This is a genomic window from Yinghuangia seranimata, assembly GCF_029953285.1.
In the GTDB taxonomy this organism is placed as follows: domain Bacteria; phylum Actinomycetota; class Actinomycetes; order Streptomycetales; family Streptomycetaceae; genus Yinghuangia; species Yinghuangia seranimata.
The window spans coordinates 12,441-30,392 of the sequence record NZ_JASAOI010000096.1 but is presented as its reverse complement, the minus strand read 5'-3'; the positions used below and the strand labels follow the sequence as shown (position 1 = coordinate 30,392).

Annotated in this window: 13 protein-coding genes; 8 read left to right on the top strand and 5 right to left on the bottom strand. The window is 72.9% G+C overall.

Annotated elements, in window-relative coordinates; genetic code table 11:
• Positions 1 to 385: 385 nt before the first annotated feature.
• The 3 genes from QI554_RS42565 to QI554_RS42555 form a co-directional block, all read right to left on the bottom strand.
• Positions 386 to 1,624, bottom strand: a complete 1,239-nt coding sequence (locus QI554_RS42565; protein WP_281478573.1) for a hypothetical protein — start codon at positions 1,622 to 1,624, stop codon at positions 386 to 388.
• 158 nt (positions 1,625 to 1,782) lie between these two features.
• Positions 1,783 to 2,700: a hypothetical protein gene (locus tag QI554_RS42560; RefSeq protein WP_281478572.1), complete on the bottom strand. Its 918-nt coding sequence runs from the start codon at positions 2,698 to 2,700 to the stop codon at positions 1,783 to 1,785.
• Positions 2,701 to 3,026: 326 nt separating this feature from the next.
• Positions 3,027 to 4,442 carry an NsdA family TPR-like regulatory protein gene (locus QI554_RS42555; protein WP_281478569.1) on the bottom strand — a complete coding sequence of 472 codons (1,416 nt, stop codon included), beginning with the start codon at positions 4,440 to 4,442 and terminating at the stop codon, positions 3,027 to 3,029.
• 358 nt (positions 4,443 to 4,800) lie between these two features.
• On the opposite strand from QI554_RS42555, the gene QI554_RS42550 reads away from it, so the two are divergent.
• The 3 genes from QI554_RS42550 to QI554_RS42540 all read left to right on the top strand — a co-directional run bounded on the left by QI554_RS42550 (position 4,801) and on the right by QI554_RS42540 (position 9,793).
• Positions 4,801 to 5,445, top strand: coding sequence for a bifunctional DNA primase/polymerase (locus tag QI554_RS42550; RefSeq protein ID WP_281478568.1), 645 nt, complete (start codon positions 4,801 to 4,803; stop codon positions 5,443 to 5,445).
• A 107-nt stretch (positions 5,446 to 5,552) separates the two neighbouring features.
• Entirely contained in the window at positions 5,553 to 7,838 is a 2,286-nt protein-coding gene (locus QI554_RS42545; RefSeq protein ID WP_281478567.1) for an LGFP repeat-containing protein, read from the top strand.
• Positions 7,839 to 7,858: 20 nt separating this feature from the next.
• Positions 7,859 to 9,793 carry an LGFP repeat-containing protein gene (locus QI554_RS42540; RefSeq protein ID WP_281478566.1) on the top strand — a complete coding sequence of 645 codons (1,935 nt, stop codon included), beginning with the start codon at positions 7,859 to 7,861 and terminating at the stop codon, positions 9,791 to 9,793.
• A gap of 110 nt (positions 9,794 to 9,903) precedes the next feature.
• Here QI554_RS42540 and QI554_RS42535 read toward each other — a convergent pair whose 3' ends face one another.
• Both QI554_RS42535 and QI554_RS42530 read right to left on the bottom strand, forming a co-directional pair.
• Positions 9,904 to 11,469 carry an MFS transporter gene (locus QI554_RS42535; protein ID WP_281478564.1) on the bottom strand — a complete coding sequence of 522 codons (1,566 nt, stop codon included), beginning with the start codon at positions 11,467 to 11,469 and terminating at the stop codon, positions 9,904 to 9,906.
• Between the two features lie 222 nt (positions 11,470 to 11,691).
• Entirely contained in the window at positions 11,692 to 12,378 is a 687-nt protein-coding gene (locus QI554_RS42530; protein ID WP_281478562.1) for an iron-dependent transcriptional repressor DtxR, read from the bottom strand.
• Between the two features lie 309 nt (positions 12,379 to 12,687).
• Here QI554_RS42530 and QI554_RS42525 point away from each other — a divergent pair, with 309 nt between their 5' ends.
• The 5 genes from QI554_RS42525 to QI554_RS42505 all read left to right on the top strand — a co-directional run bounded on the left by QI554_RS42525 (position 12,688) and on the right by QI554_RS42505 (position 17,947).
• Complete coding sequence (locus tag QI554_RS42525) at positions 12,688 to 13,434, top strand: SIS domain-containing protein (protein ID WP_281478561.1); 747 nt, start codon at positions 12,688 to 12,690, stop codon at positions 13,432 to 13,434.
• Between the two features lie 129 nt (positions 13,435 to 13,563).
• Positions 13,564 to 14,706 carry a DUF4328 domain-containing protein gene (locus tag QI554_RS42520; RefSeq protein WP_281478560.1) on the top strand — a complete coding sequence of 381 codons (1,143 nt, stop codon included), beginning with the start codon at positions 13,564 to 13,566 and terminating at the stop codon, positions 14,704 to 14,706.
• A 318-nt stretch (positions 14,707 to 15,024) separates the two neighbouring features.
• Positions 15,025 to 15,882, top strand: a complete 858-nt coding sequence (locus QI554_RS42515; protein WP_281478559.1) for a DUF4328 domain-containing protein — start codon at positions 15,025 to 15,027, stop codon at positions 15,880 to 15,882.
• Between the two features lie 96 nt (positions 15,883 to 15,978).
• The gene (locus tag QI554_RS42510) at positions 15,979 to 16,761 is read left to right on the top strand and encodes a hypothetical protein (RefSeq protein WP_281478557.1); all 783 of its coding nucleotides are present in this window, start codon (positions 15,979 to 15,981) and stop codon (positions 16,759 to 16,761) included.
• Positions 16,762 to 16,906: 145 nt separating this feature from the next.
• Positions 16,907 to 17,947 (top strand): lytic polysaccharide monooxygenase auxiliary activity family 9 protein, encoded by a 1,041-nt coding sequence (locus QI554_RS42505; RefSeq protein ID WP_281478556.1) that lies wholly within the window; start codon positions 16,907 to 16,909, stop codon positions 17,945 to 17,947.
• The last annotated feature ends 5 nt before the right edge of the window (positions 17,948 to 17,952 follow it).

Sequence of the window (17,952 nt, the reverse complement as noted above, 5' to 3'; positions counted from 1 at the left end):
GGCTGCGGTGTTGCTTCGTTTTGCGGTGCTGCTTCACCGCTCCTGGCGCTGCGCTGCCGGGCTGCGGTGTTGCTTCGTTTTGCGGTGCTGCTTCACCGCTCCTGGCGCTGCGCTGCCGGGCTGCGGTGTTGCTTCGTTTTGCGGTGCTGCTTCACCGCTCCTGGCGCTGCGCTGCCGGGCTGCGGTTTCGCTTGGGGTTCCGGGCGGGTTTTGTTGCTGGGGTTCGTTGCGCTGCCGGGGGTCGTTCCAGCGTGGGGCCGCGCCTGGTTGAGTCGGCCGGGGGCACGGCCTCGACCCCCCATCACTTTGCCGTCACGTATGCGAATCACCAGAACTCCCTCATTAGGGGGTGTTCGCGTCACACTCGCGTCACCGCGCCAGGCGCTTAGATTTCGTTCGCGCTGCGGGCCTTGAGGCCTGCGCCCGTCGCGGTCGGGTTCCACAGCCGTATGGCCTTCTCCTTCGCCGCGGAGGCCTCGTTGCTGGCCTTGGCGGCGGCCTTGCGGTTGTCGCTGTCCTTGGAACGTTTGCCGTCGTCGCAGTCGTCGTGCGCGTCCTGGCCCCAGGCCGCGAACGAGCGGTCGGAGGCGGCGGAGGCCGTCCACGCCTTGCGCAGCCAGTCGACGAGTTCGCCGCCGTGGTCGATCTGGTCGACCTTGAGGCCGTTGAGCTTCTCGATCTGCTGGTCGCGCTGGGTCGCCGCGTCGTTGAGGGTCTGGACGGCGGTCGCGATGTCGCCGCAGCGGGTGATCTCGGCGACGGCGCCGCTGACCTTCGCGCGGGCGCCCGCGCTGACCTGGAGCAGTTCGTCCATCTGCTGGGCCTGCGTCTTCGCCGCGGCCGGGGGCGCGGGTGCGGCTGTGGCGGGCGGCGCCGAGGACGCCGAGGTGCTGCCGGGGGCGGCGGACGCTCCCGTGTTCTTGGTCGCGTCGTCGCCGCCGGAGTCGAACGCTCCGCCTGCGTACAGGCCTGCGAGCAGCAGGACGACCGCCGCGCCGGCCGCGCCGATCAGCAGGGTGCTGCGCGGCACCCCTGATCCGCCGCCGGACTGGGCCGGGACGGCGCGCTGCGGCATCGCGGGCGGTGCGTACTGGGGCTGTCCGACGCCCGGCGGGGGCGGCGGTACGTGGAACGGCTGCGCCGGCGGGTAGGCCCCGGGCTGCGGGGTGGCGGCCGGGCCCGCGGACGGGCCGGGGCGGAACAGGTCGTCCGGGAACCCGCCGGGTGCGCCCTGACCTGGTGCTCCCGGGCCCGCGGAGGGCCCGCCGGGGCCTCCGAACGCGCCGGGTGCGGGTGGCGGGCCGGCCTGCGGTGCGGCGGGCTGGTGGCTCTGCTGGTAGCCCTGCGGCGGGTAGCCGAGCGGCTGGGCGCCGGGGTAGGCGGGCGGGTAGGGCGCCGGGGGGCCCGGTTCCGGCGGGATCATCATCGACGGCGTGGCCACCCGCGTACCGCCGGGTCCCTCGCCGTAGCCGCCGGGGCCGCCGTACTCCTGGTACTCGTCGTACGCCGGGAGGTACTCGGTCTCGTCGCGGGGCAGCTCCAACGGCCCGAAGATGGACAGTCCTTCGTCCTGGGGCCGACCGGGCTCGCCGCCCTGGCCGCCGGATCCGGGCCTGCCGCTCATGTCGTGCTCTCCTCGCGCCTCGTGCGGCACGCCGCCGCGCCGGGTTCGCCCATGACGCTAGCCGAGACGCCGCCGATGCGAACAGCGGTTCGTCCCGGGCGCCGACGAGTTTCCCGGCAAGGCACCCGGAGAGCCCATTGGGCGTGGCGGTGTCCGCCTCAGCGGGCGGTCCCCTCCTCGTACGCGTCGACCTTGGCGCTGACGACGCCGAGCAGGTCTCGGCCGTTCTTGCCGAGCTCCTCCTCGCCGGTGTTCCGCCCGTCGGTCCACATCCACGCCGACGCGACGAGCGAGCGCACGGACACGACCCGCGCGAAGTCGCCCGGCGCGGTCCGCGGCGGTGCGGGGATGCCGGAGCCGGGCGGTGGATCGATCGCGCCGAGCTGGTAGGTGAACGGGTCCATGCTCATCATGCCGAAGAGCATGATGGCGTCGTCGGCCTTGCGCATGCTGAGCACCGACACGGTGATCTGCTTGCTGTGCGTCGGGTCGGTGAACAGCCCCATGAGCAGCTGCGCGCACCCGTGGCCCTGGTCGACGACGTCCGCCAGCTCCGGGCTCATCATGCCGCGGCAGTCCGGGACCGTGGTGACGTCCACGAGCTGGAACACCTCGCCCGAGGGCAGCGTCACCTTCTTGTCGGGGAACGCCGTGGCGGCGCTGATCGGCGCGGCCTTTTCGGCCTTGTCGACGCCTGGCGGACGGCTGTGCTCGGGCACGGTCACGACGATCTTCGGGGACGCCGGGGCGGTCGGCTTCGCGGTGCCGCCGGCCGGGGCCGCCGCGGCCGGGGCGCCCGTGGTCGCGGGGGCGGCCGTCGTCGACGCGGACGCGGCGGCCGCCTTCGCGCCGTCGTCGGAGGCCCCGCTCGTCGAGACGTGGGCCAGGGCGTAGACGCCGACGCCGAGCAGCAGTGTCCCGACCGCGGCGGCGGCGATGAGGACGTTGCGGGCCGGGCCCCTGCGGCGGAGGGGGATGACCGGGGCCAGCTGGTCCAGTCGGTCGACGCGTTGCGCCTGTGCGCGCTCGCGTGCGACGAACTCCTCCCACTCGCGCTCGTATTGCGCGTCGTCCATGGCCCGCCCCCAACATGATCGTCTGTGTAGGGCGCGCAGCGTATCGGCGGTGCGCGACACAGCGTCGGGCGGGGGCCGCGGCGGCCAAACGCCGCGTGGGGAGAGGGGCTTCGGGGCGGTCCGGGGCCGCCCGGAGGTGGCCCCCGGCGCCGGCCCCGTGGACGCCGGGGGCACCGTGGCCCGGCTGGCCTGTGCCCCGGTGCGGCTTCACGGGGCGCGGCGCGGGCCGTCCAGTGGTCGTGCGGTGGCCGTCCGGCGGCGGGGCCCGCCTGGTGCTCGCTGCGGGCCGTACGCGCCGGTCGTTTCGGTTCCGCTCCGGCCTGCACTCAGGCCGGCACGACCTCCCTTCCGCGTTCCTCGTCGGCGGCCCTGACCGCGTCGAGGAAGGCGCGGACCACGGGCTCCGATCCGTGCGCGGACAGGCGGCGCTGGAAGTCCCGCAGATACTCCTGTCCACGCGCCGAGTGCAGGCGGCCGACGAGGTCCAGTGCGTCCTCGGCGACCGCGCACGCCTCGTCGAGCCGGTTCTGCTGCAGGTGCGCGGTGGCGAGCAGCAGCGTGTCCACGGCGCGGCGGCGCACGCGGGTCTCGGCGTGGCCCTCCAGGGCGGCGCGGGCGGCCTGTTCGGCCTGCCGGGGGCGGTCGAGGTCGCGGTAGCAGTGCGCGAACTCGTCGGCGAGGTAAGCGCGGTCGAAGTGGGCGATCCAGACGGGGTCCTCGTCGGGCCGGGAGCGCTCCATCTCGGTCTCGGCGCGGGCGAGCGCGCTCTCGCAGGCGCGGACGTCGCCGAGCTGTGCGTGTCCGCGGGCCTCGGCGGCGTGGAACATCGCCATGGTGGTGGCGGTCGCGTACTGGCCCGTGGACGACTTGGAGCCCTCCTGCGCGGCGCGGGCCAACTGCGTGATCTCGCGGGGGTTTCCGAGGCTTCCGGCGAGGTGGCTCATGCCGGCGGCGAGCACATAGCCGCCGTACGGCCGGTCGCCCGCCGCCTGGGCGAGCCGTAGCGCCTGGATGTAGTAGCGCTGCGCGAGGCCCGGCTGACCGGTGTCGACCGCCATGTATCCGGCGAGCTCGGTGAGCCGCGACACGGCGGCGAACAGGTCGCGGCCGGTCTCGTCGCTGTACGACCCGGCGAGCAGCCCCGACACGACCGAGCCGAGGTAGTGCACGACGATCGGCCGGATGTGCCCGGCGCCGAACCGGTGGTCCAGCACGGACAGCATGTCGGTGGTGGCGCGCACCGCCTCGACGTCGGACGCGCCGACCCGCGGGCCTCCGATGCGCGCGACCGCCGGGTCGGGCTCGGTGATCAGCCAGTCCCTGCTGGGGGCCACCAGCGCGGCGACCGCGACGGACGAATTCAGCAGGAAGTCACGGCGGTTGACGTCGCTGCGCCACAGCTCGGTGACCACGTCGACGGTCGCGGCGGGGGTCGCGGCGAACTGTAAACCGATGTTGGTGGCCAGGCTGCGGCCGTCCGCCATGCCGATCTCGTCGACGGTGACGGGCCGGCCGAGCTTGCGGCCCAGCGCCTCGGCGATCAGGTTCGGCACCGAGCCGCGCGGCTGCTGGCCGCGTAGCCAGCGGGCCACAGAGGTCTTGTCGTAGCGCAGGTCCATGCCCTGCTCGGCGCCGCACATGTTGACGCGTCGGGCGAGGCCGGCGTTGGAGCACCCGGCCTCGTGGATCAGTGCGGCTAGACGTTCGTTCGGCTGGCGTGTCGCGAGCGACCGTGCGGCCATCGGCGTCCCCTCCCACGGAATGTCACACGGACTGCACGGAACCGGTGTGCCGGTCCCACGCGTTCCCCCGTTACTGCGGCGCGGCGAACTCCCTTGGTAGGGAGGCCCGGTCCGCCCGACACGCCGTCCGTAACGGACGGTAGCCAGTTGATCGCTCCCGCGGATAGGGGCGGCGGCCCCTGCGCCGTTGCCGCTGCACCCGTGCGCCCCGCATGCGCCCCCTGTCCGGGGTGTCGCCCGCGCGCGAGGCCCGGTAGATCGTCGAGCGGCGTGTGTCCCGTTCGGGTGAGATTCGCCCGGGGTCGCGATAACGCCCGCGCGCGCAGTAACCAACCCCCCGCCCGGAAGTTGTGAAGGCGTGGAAGAGATCCTCGGGGCCCGGCAGCTCGCCCGCGAAACGCTTGTAGAGACGGCCGTCAGGTATGCGGAGGACCGCCACTGGGACGTTGTGCCCGGCACGTCCGTCCAGGACGGCGCCATGGGCCGACGCTGCAGCTGCGGCCACCCCGCGTGCAGCGCCCCCGGCGCGCACCCGCTGCACCGCGACTGGGCCGCGCAGGCCGCCAGCGGCCCGGCGATGATCCGCCGCTGGTGGGACGAGCACCCGGACGCGGCCATCCTGCTGCCCACCGGCCGCGTCTTCGAGGTCATCGACGTCCCCGAGCAGGCCGGCTGCCTCGCGCTCGCCCGCCTGGAACGGATGGGCATCCCGCTCGGCCCGGTCATCGCGACGCCGACCCGCCGCCTCCAGTTCTTCGTCCTCCCGGGCGCCCGCGACAAGATGCCCGAAATGCTCCGCCGCATCGGCTGGGGTGCCAGCGCCATCGACCTCGTCTGCCGCGGCGACGGCGACTACGTCGTCGCCCCGCCCTCCCCCATGGGCGCCAGCGGCACCGCCACCTGGGCCCGCGAACCCACCGAAGCCAACCGCTGGCTCCCCGAAGCCCGCGAACTCCTCAGCCCCATCGCCTACGCCTGCGGCCGCGCCATGGCGGAGGCCTGACACGGGGACGCGGCACCTCCGTAAACCCCGTGCAAAATAAGCCAACTGACTGGCAGTATCCTTCGCGTTCTCGCGCCCAGCGCGATCACGATCACCGGAGGACATGCATGGGGGACGGGCAACTCCGTTTCGCACACCGAATACGCGTCGGCCTGGCGGCCACGGCAACCACCACTGCCCTGGCGGCCACGCTCCTGACCGCGACGCCCGCGGGCGCGGCGGAGCCGGTGGTTCCGGACACGCCGACCGATCTCACGGTGTCGCCGACGCCGCAGAACGGAACCGACGCGTCGTTCTGCGGCTGGATAGGCGACACCTACAGCATTGCCCTCACCGCCAGGCTGACCATCGCGGACTCCCCGGACGGGGAGCGGGGCCTTGCCGAAGGCATCTTCCGGCTCCAGGACACTTCGGTGCCCGGTTCCGAGCCGGTGGAGTTCGTCTCCAGCAGCCTCCCCACCGGCTACACGGCCAGGTTCGCCGCCGGCTCGCTCATCGACGGCCACACGTACAGCTGGACCGTCCAGGCCCGGTCGGCGCGCGGAGGGGCGCTCTCCGAGACCGTGGCGGGCTGCTCCTTCGGCGTCGACAAGAAGGCGCCGGGCGTCACCGTCACGTCGACGGACTGGACGGCGAACGGCGACGGACCGAAGACCGCCGGGCAGTCCGGCGTCATCCGCGTCCAGGCGGCGCCCGGCAGCGAAGCGGAGATCCGCTGCTTCCGGATCGCCGTGTCCCAGTCGCCGGTCGGGGAGCCGTGCACCGCGACACCGGACGCATCAGGCGGCTACGACTACCGGTTCACGCCGCGCGACGCCGGCTCGTACGTGCTGAACGTCCAGGCCGTCGACCACGCCGGCAACATCGGCTCGGCCTCCTACACGTTCTTCGCCCCACCGCGCGGCTCCCTCCCCTCGGACCACTGCAGCGTCATCGGCGACCACCGGCTGTGCGGGCCGCTGTTGGACCGGTACAACCAGCTCAAGAGCACCGACCGCTACTTCCCGGCGCCGGGAAGCGACGTGCTCGACGCACCGGACGGCAACGGCAAGTTCGTGGGGCTGACCGACGGTTCGGTGCTGCTCTGGTCGCAGGCCACCGGCGCGCACCTCGTCGCGGCACGGCCGTGGGCGGTGTGGTGGGGGGCGCAGAGCGGCGGCAAGAACGCTTTCGGCTACCCCACCGAGGACATTCCGACGTACTCGACCACCGGTTACGCGCCCTTCGAGCACGGCGCCGTCTACTGGAACCCCTCGGACCCCAACGCTCCGACGCACTTCCTGAACGGTCCGAGCTTCGACCGCATCCGCTATGTCAACTCCGCGACCTACGCCGACGCCCCGGCCCAGGACACCGCCTTGATGCCCGACGGCGTCGGACAGCGGACCGTGTTCAAGGACTACACGGTCTTCTGGCACCCCAGCACCTACGCGGTCAAGGTCTACAACCCGCTGGTCAAGGACGTCGAAGCCCTGGGCGGCGTCGGCGGGTGGCTCGGCTACCCGACGTATGACGACTTCTCCACGCAGAGCGGTCGCATCCAGGGGTTCCAGGCGCGGCAGGTCTACTGGTCGCCGGAGACCGGGGCGCACACGGTCTTCGGCGGCATCGGGGCGCGCTGGGACTTCCCCAACAACGACGCCAAGCTCGGTCTTCCGATCAGTGAGGAGTCCGACCTGGGCGACGGCACCGGCCGGAAGCAGACGTTCGCCAAGGGCACCATCACCTGGTCCGCGAAGAGCGGGGCGCACATCGTGACCGGCGACATCGCCACGGCCTGGGGCGCCGCTCCCGCCGCCTACGGGGCAGCCGTCACCGACGAGCTCGTGGCCCCCGACGGGGTCGGGCGGTACCAGGTGTTCGAGCGGGTCCGGTTCTACTGGACACCGACGACCGGCGCGCACGAGCTGCACGGCGGGATCCTGGACAAGTGGTGGCAGTACGGCGGCGAGCGCGGCTTCCTCGGCTACCCGACCACCAACGAGGGATCGATCGGCAACGGCCGGTACAACGACTTCGAGCGCGGCGGCATCTACTGGTCCGCGAGCACCGGCGCCCATGAGCTGCACGGTGGGATCAGGCAGCGCTGGCTCGAACTCGGCGGGCCGGGCGGGCTCGGGTTCCCGGTGACCGACGAGCTCGGCACGGCCGACGGCCGCGGCCGGTACGTCGTCTTCGAGCGCGGCTCGATCTTCTGGACCGCCACCACCGGCGCCGTCGAGATCTACGGCGGCATCAACGACGCCTGGGCGTCCCAGGGCTGGAACAGCGGCCCGCTCGGCTACCCAACCCGCGGCGAGTACTCCATCCCCGGCGGCCGCCGCGCCGACTTCGAACACGGCTACATCACGTGGACGGCCGCCGGCGGCAAGACCGAGATCCACTACGCCTGAACGCACGTCTGGAGGAACACATGGGGGGCGGACGTCTTCGTCTCACACGCTACAAACGCACTTCCCTGTCGGCCGCGGCAACCGCAGGACTGCTCGCGGCCGGCCTGCTGACCGCGACACCCGCCGCGGCGGCCATCGAGCCGCCACAGCCCAACATCCCGTCCAACCTCACCATCGAGCCCGCGCCGAAGAACGGTACGGGCGGGTCGGACTGCGGCTGGGTCCGACGGTCCATACAAGGGGTCGTGCTCAGCGCGACGTTGTCCACCCCGGAACCGGCTGGGGGCATCAACGCCGTCCTGCGCCTTCAGGACGTCACCGCCCCGGGATCTCCCTGGACGGAGAAGACGACAGACGTCCCCGTCGCGAACAACTCGAACGCCCAGTTCTACCTGGGGCAGTTGGAAGACGGCCACACCTACAACTGGACCGTGCAGGCCCGAGTCCAGGACAAGCTCTCCGACGTCGCGACCGGCTGTCGGTTCACCGTCGACACGACCTCCCCCCAAGTGGTCGTGACGTCAACGGACTTCCCGTCGAACGGAAGCCCGCCCCGGAAGGGCATCGGCCAGACAGGTGTCATCCACATCGCCCCGGCTCCGGGCACCGAGGACATCGTCTGCTACCGGCTCAGCCTCGGCGACATTCCGGTCGGCACCCCCTGCACCGCCACGCCGGACGCGTCGGGCAAGTACGACCTGAAGCTCACGCCGTCGGACTGGGGGACCTACGACCTGAGGGTCGACGCGATCGACCGGGCAGGGAACTTCAGCTGGACCACGAGCTACAGGTTCTACGTTCCGTACGGCACCGTGGACCCCTGGACCGTCTGCGACACCGTCAACGGCCACAAGCTGTGCGGCCCGATGCTGGACCGCTACCAGGAGCTGAAGCAGGCCGACGCGAACTACCCGGCCCCGGCGGGCGACGTCGTCGCCACCCGTGACGGCGCCGGCAGGTACGTCGCGCTCGCTGACGGGTCCCAGCTCGTCTGGTCGATCCGTTACGGGGTGCATCCCGTCGCGACCGCCGCGACCGCTCTGTGGGCCGGTGGGGACGCCTGGTTCGGCTACCCGACCGAAGACCCGCGCCGCCTGGACGCACGCGGTTACACGCAGCAGTTCGAGCGGGCGACGGTCTCCTGGACCCCGGAGACCGGCGCGCACACCACGTTCGGCGGCATCGGCTCGGCGTGGGGCGTGAGTCTGCTCGGCTACCCGACGGGCGAAGAGTCCGACATGGGCGACGGCCGAGGCCGCAAGCAGACGTTCGAGAAGGGCGTCATCGTCTGGTCGCCGCAGACCGACGCACGCCCGCTCATCGGGGAGATCGGCAGGGTCTGGCTCCGGAACCCGTTCGCGTACGGCTATCCCCGGAACCAGGAAGCCGTCCTCGGCGACGGCGTCGGCCGACGCCAGGAGTTCGAGAACGTCATGATCTATTGGTCCCCTCGGACCGGCGCCCACGAGGTGCACGGCGGGATCTGGACCAGGTGGTGGCAGCTCGGCAACGAGACGGGCTTCCTCGGCTACCCGGTCTCGGACGAGTCCTCGCTCGGCCGTTCCCGCTACAACGAGTTCGAGCGCGGCACGATCTACTGGACCGCGGACGGCGGGGCGCATGAGATGCACGGGGGCATCCGCGCGCGTTGGATCCAGATCGGTGGCCCGGAGGCCGTGGGCTTCCCGGTGACCGACGAGATGCCGACCTCCGACGGCCGGGGCCGGTACCAGGTGTTCGACCACGGTTCGATCTTCTGGACCCCGCAGACCGGGGCCGTCGAGCTCTACGGCGGTATCAACGCGGCCTGGGCTTCGCAGGGTTGGAACTCCGGGCGCCTCGGCTACCCGACGGTCGGCGAGTACCCCGTTCCCGGCGGGCGTCGGGGGGACTTCGAGGGCGGGTACATCCTCTGGGTCCAGGCGACGGGTCGGACGGAGATCCACTACTACTGATCGCCGGCTCCGGGAGACCGTAATCGGAACGCCGAAGGGCCCCGGCCGCACATGTCGTGCGGTCGGGGCCCTTCGGCGTTCCCTGCCGGTTCTGCCGGGCTGTGGCGCGGTCAGCCCGTGGTCGCCGGTACGGCGGCGGCCTCGTGGCCGGCGGGGACGGTCGGGGTGTCGCTGCGGCGGACCTCGCCGATACCGGGGAGCATGAGGCAGCACAGGCCCGCGCCGAGGGAGGCGATGCCGATGACCAGGAAGACCGTCTGCGGGACGACCTGGAGGAAGATCAGGCTGGTGAACAGCACGCCGCCGACGTTGCCGTAGGCGCCGACCAGGCCGGAGATCTGGCCGGCCACGCGGTGCTGGATCTGCGGGACGATCGCGTACACCGCGCCGTTGCCGCCCTGGATGAACACCGAGGCGAGGGCGAGGAGTCCGACGCTCTGCCACACCGGCCAGTCGGCGTCGATGCCCCACAGCACCAGGTAGCTGAGGAACGCGCCGACGAGGAGGCCCAGCAGGGTGGCCTTGCGGCGCCCTGTGCGGTCGGACAGCCAGCCCCCGAAGGGACGGGTGATCAGGTTGGTGCCGGCGAAGCACGCGGCGGCGGTGGCGGCGTCGGTGGTGTCCATGTCGAACAGCGTCTTGAAGAAGTTCGGCAGCCAGCTGGCCATGGTGAGTTCGGCGCCGAAAGTGACCATGTAGGCGATCGCCAGCAGGCCGACGGCGGCGAACCGGTACTCCTCGATCTCGGGCTTACCGCCGCCCAGGACCCCGCGGTTCGTCTTGAGGACGGCGTAGATCTGGTACGCGAGCCAGGCCGCGACGACCGCGTACAGCACGGCCGCGGTGCCGTCGCCGATCACGCCGGGGAACGTCTTCTTGCCCTTGGGGGTGACGGTGGTGAAGTCGGCGTTGAGCCGGTACACGACGAAGCCGAGCGCGACCGCGAGCGGCACCTGGAGGGCCATCAGGCCGAACACCGCGGGACGGCTGGTGACCTGGAGGCCCGGCTTGCGGGCGGCGCGCTGGTACGTCTTGCCGTCCGGGACGTCCCGCGCCATGGCCAGGAAGAACGCGCCGTACGCGGCCGCGAGCACACCCGCTGTGCCGACGCCCCAGCGCCACGCGCCCTGCCCGTCGGCGAGCGAGCTCGCGAGCACGGGCAGCGTCAGCGCGGCGGCCGCCGAGCCGAAGTTGCCCCAACCGCCGTAGAAGCCTTCGGCGGTGCCGAGTTCGCGCTTCGGGAACCACTCGGCGACGAGCCGGATCCCGACCACGAAGCCGGCGCCGACGATGCTCACCATCAGGCGGCTGACGACCAGCAGGGTGTACGAGTGGGCCATCGCGAAGACCGTGTTCGGGATGGCCGCGAAGATCAGCAGGCAGCCGTACACGCGGCGCGGCCCGTACCGGTCGACGAGCATGCCGATCAGCGTGCGGGCGGGGATCGTCAGGGCGATGTTGCACAGGGCGAGCGTGGCCTTCTGGCCGGCCGTCAGCCCGAACTCCTTGCCGATGTCGTCCATGAACGGCGCCATGTCGAACCACAGGACGAAGCTGCACAGGAACGCGAGCATCGCCAGGTGGAGCATGCGGTAGCGGCCGCGGAACGACAGCAGGGCCCGCAGTCTGGGCTTGGACTGGTCGGCGGCGTCGGCCGGTGTGGTCGTGCTGGCCATGGCGGGTCCTCCGTCGCTGCCCCGAGCGGAGCGGTCGGTCTTCTCGGACGACAGCGACGGTGCCAAGCGCGTGTTTCCTCGTGAGGTCGCGGCGTTGCGGGGAAGGAAACATTCCCTTCATGTGCGGCCGGGTCCCGCGTGAGAAAAGCCGAAAAGCGGACCGCGCGTCGGCGCGGCCCGCTTTCCGGTGGTGGTCCCGCAGGTGTTCCTGTTACCGCCTGGTCAACGCACGGCGACGAACACGTGAGCGGCGATGTCCGGCGAAAGCTCCGCCGCCTCGCCGCCACTGCCCGCCATGACCCCGCCCGCCGACTCGTGCACGCTGACCACCGCACCGGGGCGGACCCCCGCGCGGCGCAGCGTGTACATGAGCTGGGCGTCGGTCTGCAGCGGCTCGCCGATGCGGCGCACCACCACGTTCTTGCCCTCGGGGCCCGCCGCGTCCAGCAGCGTGCCGAGGCCCTCCATGAAGTCGTCCGCGTGCAGGTCGCGGTCGAGTTCCTCGAGGCCCGGGATGGGGTTGCCGTACGGCGACTCCTTCGGGTGGCGAAGCAGCTCGAGCAGGCGGCGCTCGACCTGTTCGCTCATGACGTGCTCCCACCGGCACGCCTCGGCGTGGACCTGCTCCCACGGCAACCCGATCACGTCGACGAGCAGGCACTCGGCGAGCCGGTGCTTGCGCATCACCCGGGTGGCCAGGGCCCGGCCCTCGTCGGTCAGCTCCAGATGGCGGTCGCCTTCCACTGTGAGCAGGCCGTCGCGCTCCATGCGCGCGACGGTCTGACTGACGGTCGGTCCGCTCTGCCCGAGCCGTTCGGCGATACGGGCGCGCAGCGGGACCACGCCCTCCTCTTCCAGCTCGAAAATGGTCCGGAGGTACATCTCCGTGGTGTCGATGAGTGCACTCACGACCGCCAGCTCCGTTTCATCGTGGTCCTGCCCCCAATTCTGTCCCACCGGCGGGACGGTCGGGGACGCGTCCACACCAACGGGTTCGGCCTGCCGGGTACGCGCCCGCTTCGCGCGCCTTCCAGGCACAACATTCCGACATTCTGTAGCCATCCCCGCTATCAGTCACTCTTCGGACGGCCTTGACACGCAGCGCCGTCACCCCTCACCGTGCGTGTGGTCTGAACCACGTGGACGCCGCGTGATCAGAGCACCACGGGCCACCAGGCCACGAGCACACCGCCACCCGCGGGGACAAGGACTGCTGAGATGGGCGAGCTGGGCGCACGCTACCTCGACGCCGCCATCGCGCTGCTGGAGAGCTTCCGGGACAAGGAGCTCCCTGCGGTCGACGAGGCCGCCGACCGGACGGCCCGCGCGCTGACCGACGGCGGCCGGCTGTTCGTCTTCGGCGGCGGGCACAGCGCGCTCAACGCGCAGGACGTCGTCTACCGCGCGGGCGGCCTCATGCTCGCCAATCCGCTCATCGCGCCCGGCAACGACCTGGGCGTGCGGCCGATCACGACGAGCAGCGCCGTCGAGAAGCTGCCGGAACTGGCCGCGCCGGTCCTGGACGGCGCGGGGCTGCGCGCCGGGGACGTGCTCGTGGTGATCTCGCTGTCCGGCCGCAACGGCCTCCCGGTCGAGATGGCCCGGCTCGGCCGCGAGCGCGGCGCGCTGGTCGTCGGCCTGACCTCGGTGGCGGCGAGCATGGCGGAGCCGCCGCGGCACCCGTCCGGCACGCGGCTGCTCGACAACTGCGACGTCGTCCTGGACGCGGCCGTCCCGACCGGCGACGCGGCCCTCGACGTCGACGGCGTCCCGCAGAAGGTCGGCCCGACGTCGGGTGTCGTGTGCTCGGCGGTCATGCAGACGCTGATGGTCTCGGTCATCGGCCGCATGGTCGAGCTGGGCGTCGAGCCCCCGGTCTTCATGTCGGCCAACATCGCCGGCGGCGCCGAGTGGAACGAGCGCCTGCTGGAGCGGAACGCCGACCGGGTGTTCTACCTGCGCTGACGCCGTCACCGCGCGTTCGCGCCATCCTCGCCCAACCTCCACAAACCTCCGCCCCGTCGGTGCGTCCGCCCTGGTTGGCTCGACGCGAGGGGGCACACCGCGCGGATCCCGGCAACGCGCGGCGACGGAATGGCACAGGTTGCGGACCGGCCCGCCGCGCGCGGAGGGGCGGCGCGCGGGCGCGAGCGGTACCGGTATCCGGCGTGGGTCGTCATCGGGTCGGCGGTGTTCGCCGTGGCATCGCTCGTCCGCATCGCCGGTCTCGACGTCCACGCGCTCTGGGGCGTCGCGTCCGGCACGACCCGACCAGGGGCCGGCGGGCTCGACTGGTGGGCAGCGGTCGTGCTCACCGGCGCGGTGTTCCTGCCGTGGTTCGCCGTCGCACGCCACAACGCGCTGTCGTACGCGCCGGTGCGCCGTCACATCCACTCCGGCTGGGCGGTCGGCGGCTGGCTGCTGCCGGGCGCGTTCGTGGTCCTGCCGGTGTACGGCCTCGTCGACACCCTCGCCGGCACGCGTGCCCGCGTCGACGCACCGGACGGCCGGCTCCCCACGGCCGCACGGTGGCTGGTCGGCGCGTGGTGGACGGTCTGGCTGGGCATGTGGGCGTCGCTGTTCGTCATGGCCGGGGTGCTGCGCCGGGCCGACGAGGCGCGGGCCGGCAGCACGGCGGGCTGCTACGCCGCGTACGCCGTCTTGCACGCGCTGAGCGCCGTCGCCGCGCTGGGCATGGCCGCGTTCGTGGGGTACGTATCGGCCGGGCAGGTCGGGCGCCGCGCCGAACCCGTCCACACGCCGCCGCGGCCGCCCTCGGTCCGCCACCCGCTGCCGGCCTTCGTCGCAGCGGCCGCCCTGGGCACGGTTATGGGCACGCTCGTGCTGCGTCACGTGCTCCTGCCGGGGCTCTTCGGCGAGCTTCCGGGCGCGGTCGACTGGCGGACGCCCCGCTACGCGCTGGCGGAGCCGCAGGTGGTCGGCCGGTGGCAGCCCGGCGACGCCGCGCACGCCGGCTTCCGCGAACTCCGGCTGCTCGCCGACGGAACGGCGGCCGCGGACCGCGTACGCCCCGACGGCTCGGCGACCGAGGCCGGGCGATGGCGCATGGTGCCCGACGGCGGGTCGATCACGCTCAGCTGGCCGCAGGACGCGTCGCTGACGCTGCCCGACCGGCTCGACACCGACGAGTCGACCCGGGCGCCCGTCCTGGTGTTCGGCACGCAGCGCTTCCTCGACGACCGCCGGGTGTTCCTCCACCGCGCCGCGGACTCCTGACGACACGGCGGCCCCGGTCGGTGCCCCGGGCGGAAAGTCCACCCCGCGAAGATCACGGCGCGGCGCGGGCCGGTAGCGTCGGGCCGCATGGGCGCTGGAGGGAGTCGGGCGAGCCGGCTGACGGGGAGCCGGGCGGCCGCAACCGGCTTGGCGGGTAAGGCAGGTGGGGCGGGCGGGGCCGACGGGCGGGAGCGTGGGGATCACGCGTCGCACCTCGGTCGGCACGACGCGGACGCGGCCGACAGGAACGCGGCCGACGCGGACGCGGCCGACACGAACACGGCCCACGTGTATGCGGCAGACCCGTATGCGGCCGGCGTGAGGGCGTCGGGCACCGGTGCGTCCGGCTCCGGACGCGTCGCCGACGACGACCCGGCGCCGACCGCCCGCAAGCCGATCGAGGTCGTCGTCGTCATGGGCGCCGCGGCCGTCGCCGCGCTGCTGTGCGTCGTCATCGTGGACGTCGACGCGCTCACGGGGATGGCGTTCGACGGCCGCCCTCCCGGCTACGGCGGGGTGCCGTGGTCGTATCTCGTCGGCCTGACCTGCATCGTGTTCGCGGCGTGGTTCGCCCTCGCGCGGCACAACGCGCCGACGTACGGCCCGACGGGCCCCCGCGTGTCCACGGCCTGGGCGGTCGCCGGCTGGTTCACCCCGACGCTGTGCCTCGTCCTCCCGCTGATCGCACTCGTCGACACGCTGGCCGGCACGCGGGCGCGCGGCACCGCGCCCTCGCGGCTGCCGCGCCCGGCCCGGCGGCTGCTGGGCGCCTGGTGGGCCGTGTGGCTCGCGCTGTGGGCGGCGGTCTTCGTTTCCGTCCGGACGCTGCGCAGTGCGGACGAGCGCGGCCTCGGCAGCACGACCGCCTGCTACGCGTCGTACGCCGTCCTGCACGTCCTCTCGGCCGTCGCCGCGCTCGGGATGGCCGGCTACGTCGCATACGTGACCGGTGTCCAGTTCAAACGCCGCGCCGAGCCGGTCCGCGAGCCGGTCCCCACGCCGCCGCCCGGGCGCCGGGTGGGCGTGCTCACCGGCCTGGCCCTGACCGGCGCGCTGCTGGGCATCTACGCGGTCAACGCCGCGGCCGGGCACGTCGTGGTCGACCAGCAGCACCCGCTGGCCGCCGTGTGGGCGGCGCCGGGCCACACCCCCAGGGACCTGTACGGCGCGCCGTGACGCCGCCCCGGCCGCGATGCGCGAGTTCCGGCCGTGTCCCGGCGCACGGGTGACGGCTCGCCCTCACCCGAGCCACGGGTATGTACGGTGGTCCCCATGTCCGAGCCTGCCAGTCAGACCAGCCCCGACCTCGTCAGCATCGCGTCCCGCTTCAACGGGCCGCCCGGGTCGGGGAACGGGGGGTATGTCGGCGGGCTGCTGGCGCAGCACCTGGAGGCCGGTTCCGGCGGAATCGCCGGGGTGACCGTGACGCTGCGGCAACCGCCGCCGCTGGAGCGGGCGTTGAAGGTCGTCGACGAGGGCGCCGGAACGTTCAGGCTGTACGACGGGGACCTGCTCGTCGCCGAGGCCGCGCCCGCCGGCGACGACGTCCTGGAGGGCCCCGGCTTCGAGCCGGTCGACCCGGTCCCGTTCGAGCCGGCCGCGGAGTCCTCGGCGCACTTCCTGGCCACGCACAGCGTCGGCAATCCGTACGCGACCTGCTTCGTGTGCGGCACCGACCGTGCCGAGGGCGACGGCCTGCGGCTGTTCCCGGGCATGCTGCCTCAGCGTCCGGGTGTGACGGCCTGCGCGTGGGAGCCCGACGCGTCGCTGACCGCGCCCGACGGGGCCCACGTACGGCCGGAGTTCGTGTGGGCGGCACTGGACTGCCCGGGCGGCTGGACGGCGATGGACCTGTCCACGCCGCTGCTCCTGGGACGGCTGACGGTGCGCATCGACGCCGTGCCGTTCCAGGGCGAGCGGTGCGTGGTCATGGGGCGCCTGCTCGGCCGCGACGGGCGCAAGGTGCGCACGGCCACGACGCTGTACGACGGCGACGGCCGGGTGGCGGCGCAGGCCGAGGCGCTGTGGATAGCGCCTCGGACCGACCCGGCCTGACGCGCTGTCTTAACCGGCGCCGATCCCCTCCCTAAGAGCCTCCTAAGGATTGCCGCACAGCCTCTGATCAGGCGTTTTCCCGTGCCCGGCGGCGCTAGCGTCGCTCGTCGACGCAAGGTTGCCGGGACTGCCGAGGACACGCCTGATGAAGATTCGCCGTACCGCCGCCATCACCACGCTCACGGTTCTGCCGCTGGCGCTCACCGGGCTCGGGGCGGGCTCCGCGTCCGCCCACGGGACGTCGCAGAACCCGCCGAGCCGGATCCAGCTGTGCTCGACGCAGGGCGGCGAGAACCCGGAGAACTTCCGGCTCTCGGCGTGCCGTGCGGCCAAGGAGGCGGTGGGGAACAACCCGCAGCCGTTCTACGACCCGAACGCGGTCAACATCGCCGCGGCGGGGGGCCGGCACAAGGAGCTGATCCCGGACGGCAAGCTGTGCAGCGCGGGCAACCCGCAGTACGCGGGCCTGGACCTGCCGCGCACGGACTGGCCGACCACGAACCTGCCGTCGGGCGGCGCGTACACGTTCCGGTTCCTCGCCACGGCGCCGCACAAGGGTACGTTCCAGTACTTCATCACCAAGGACGGCTTCGACGTCACCAAGCCGCTGAAGTGGTCGGACCTGGAGGACAAGCCGATCGCGACGGCGACCGACCCGAAGCTGGAGAACGGCGCGTACGTCATCCCGGGCACGCTGCCGAAGAAGTCCGGGCGCCACCTGATCTACATCGTGTGGCAGCGCTCGGACAGCCAGGAGGCGTTCTACTCCTGCTCGGACGTCGCCTTCGACGGCTCCGGCAAGCCCGCCCCGGCCCCGCCGACCACGCCCGCGCAGGGCGGCGCGGCGGGCGGTGCGTCCGGCGGCGACCACACCGACCACAACGCGCACACCGGGTCGTCGGGCGCCCAGACGACGGCACCCGCCGCGAACCCGCCCGCGGCGTCCGCCGGTTCGACCGGTTCGACCGGCTCGGCCACGTCGGGGGCGACGTCGGGAAGCGCCGCGGGCACCGGCGGCACCGGCGCATCGGCCGGCGCGGCCCCCGCCCTCGCCGCCGGATCCGGCGAACTCGCCCACACCGGCGGCGACTCCGGCACGAGCGTGACGATCCTCGGCACCGCCGCGGCGGTTCTGGCCCTCGGCGCGGGCTCGCTCGTCTACGCCCGGCGCCGCAGCACGCGCTGACCCGA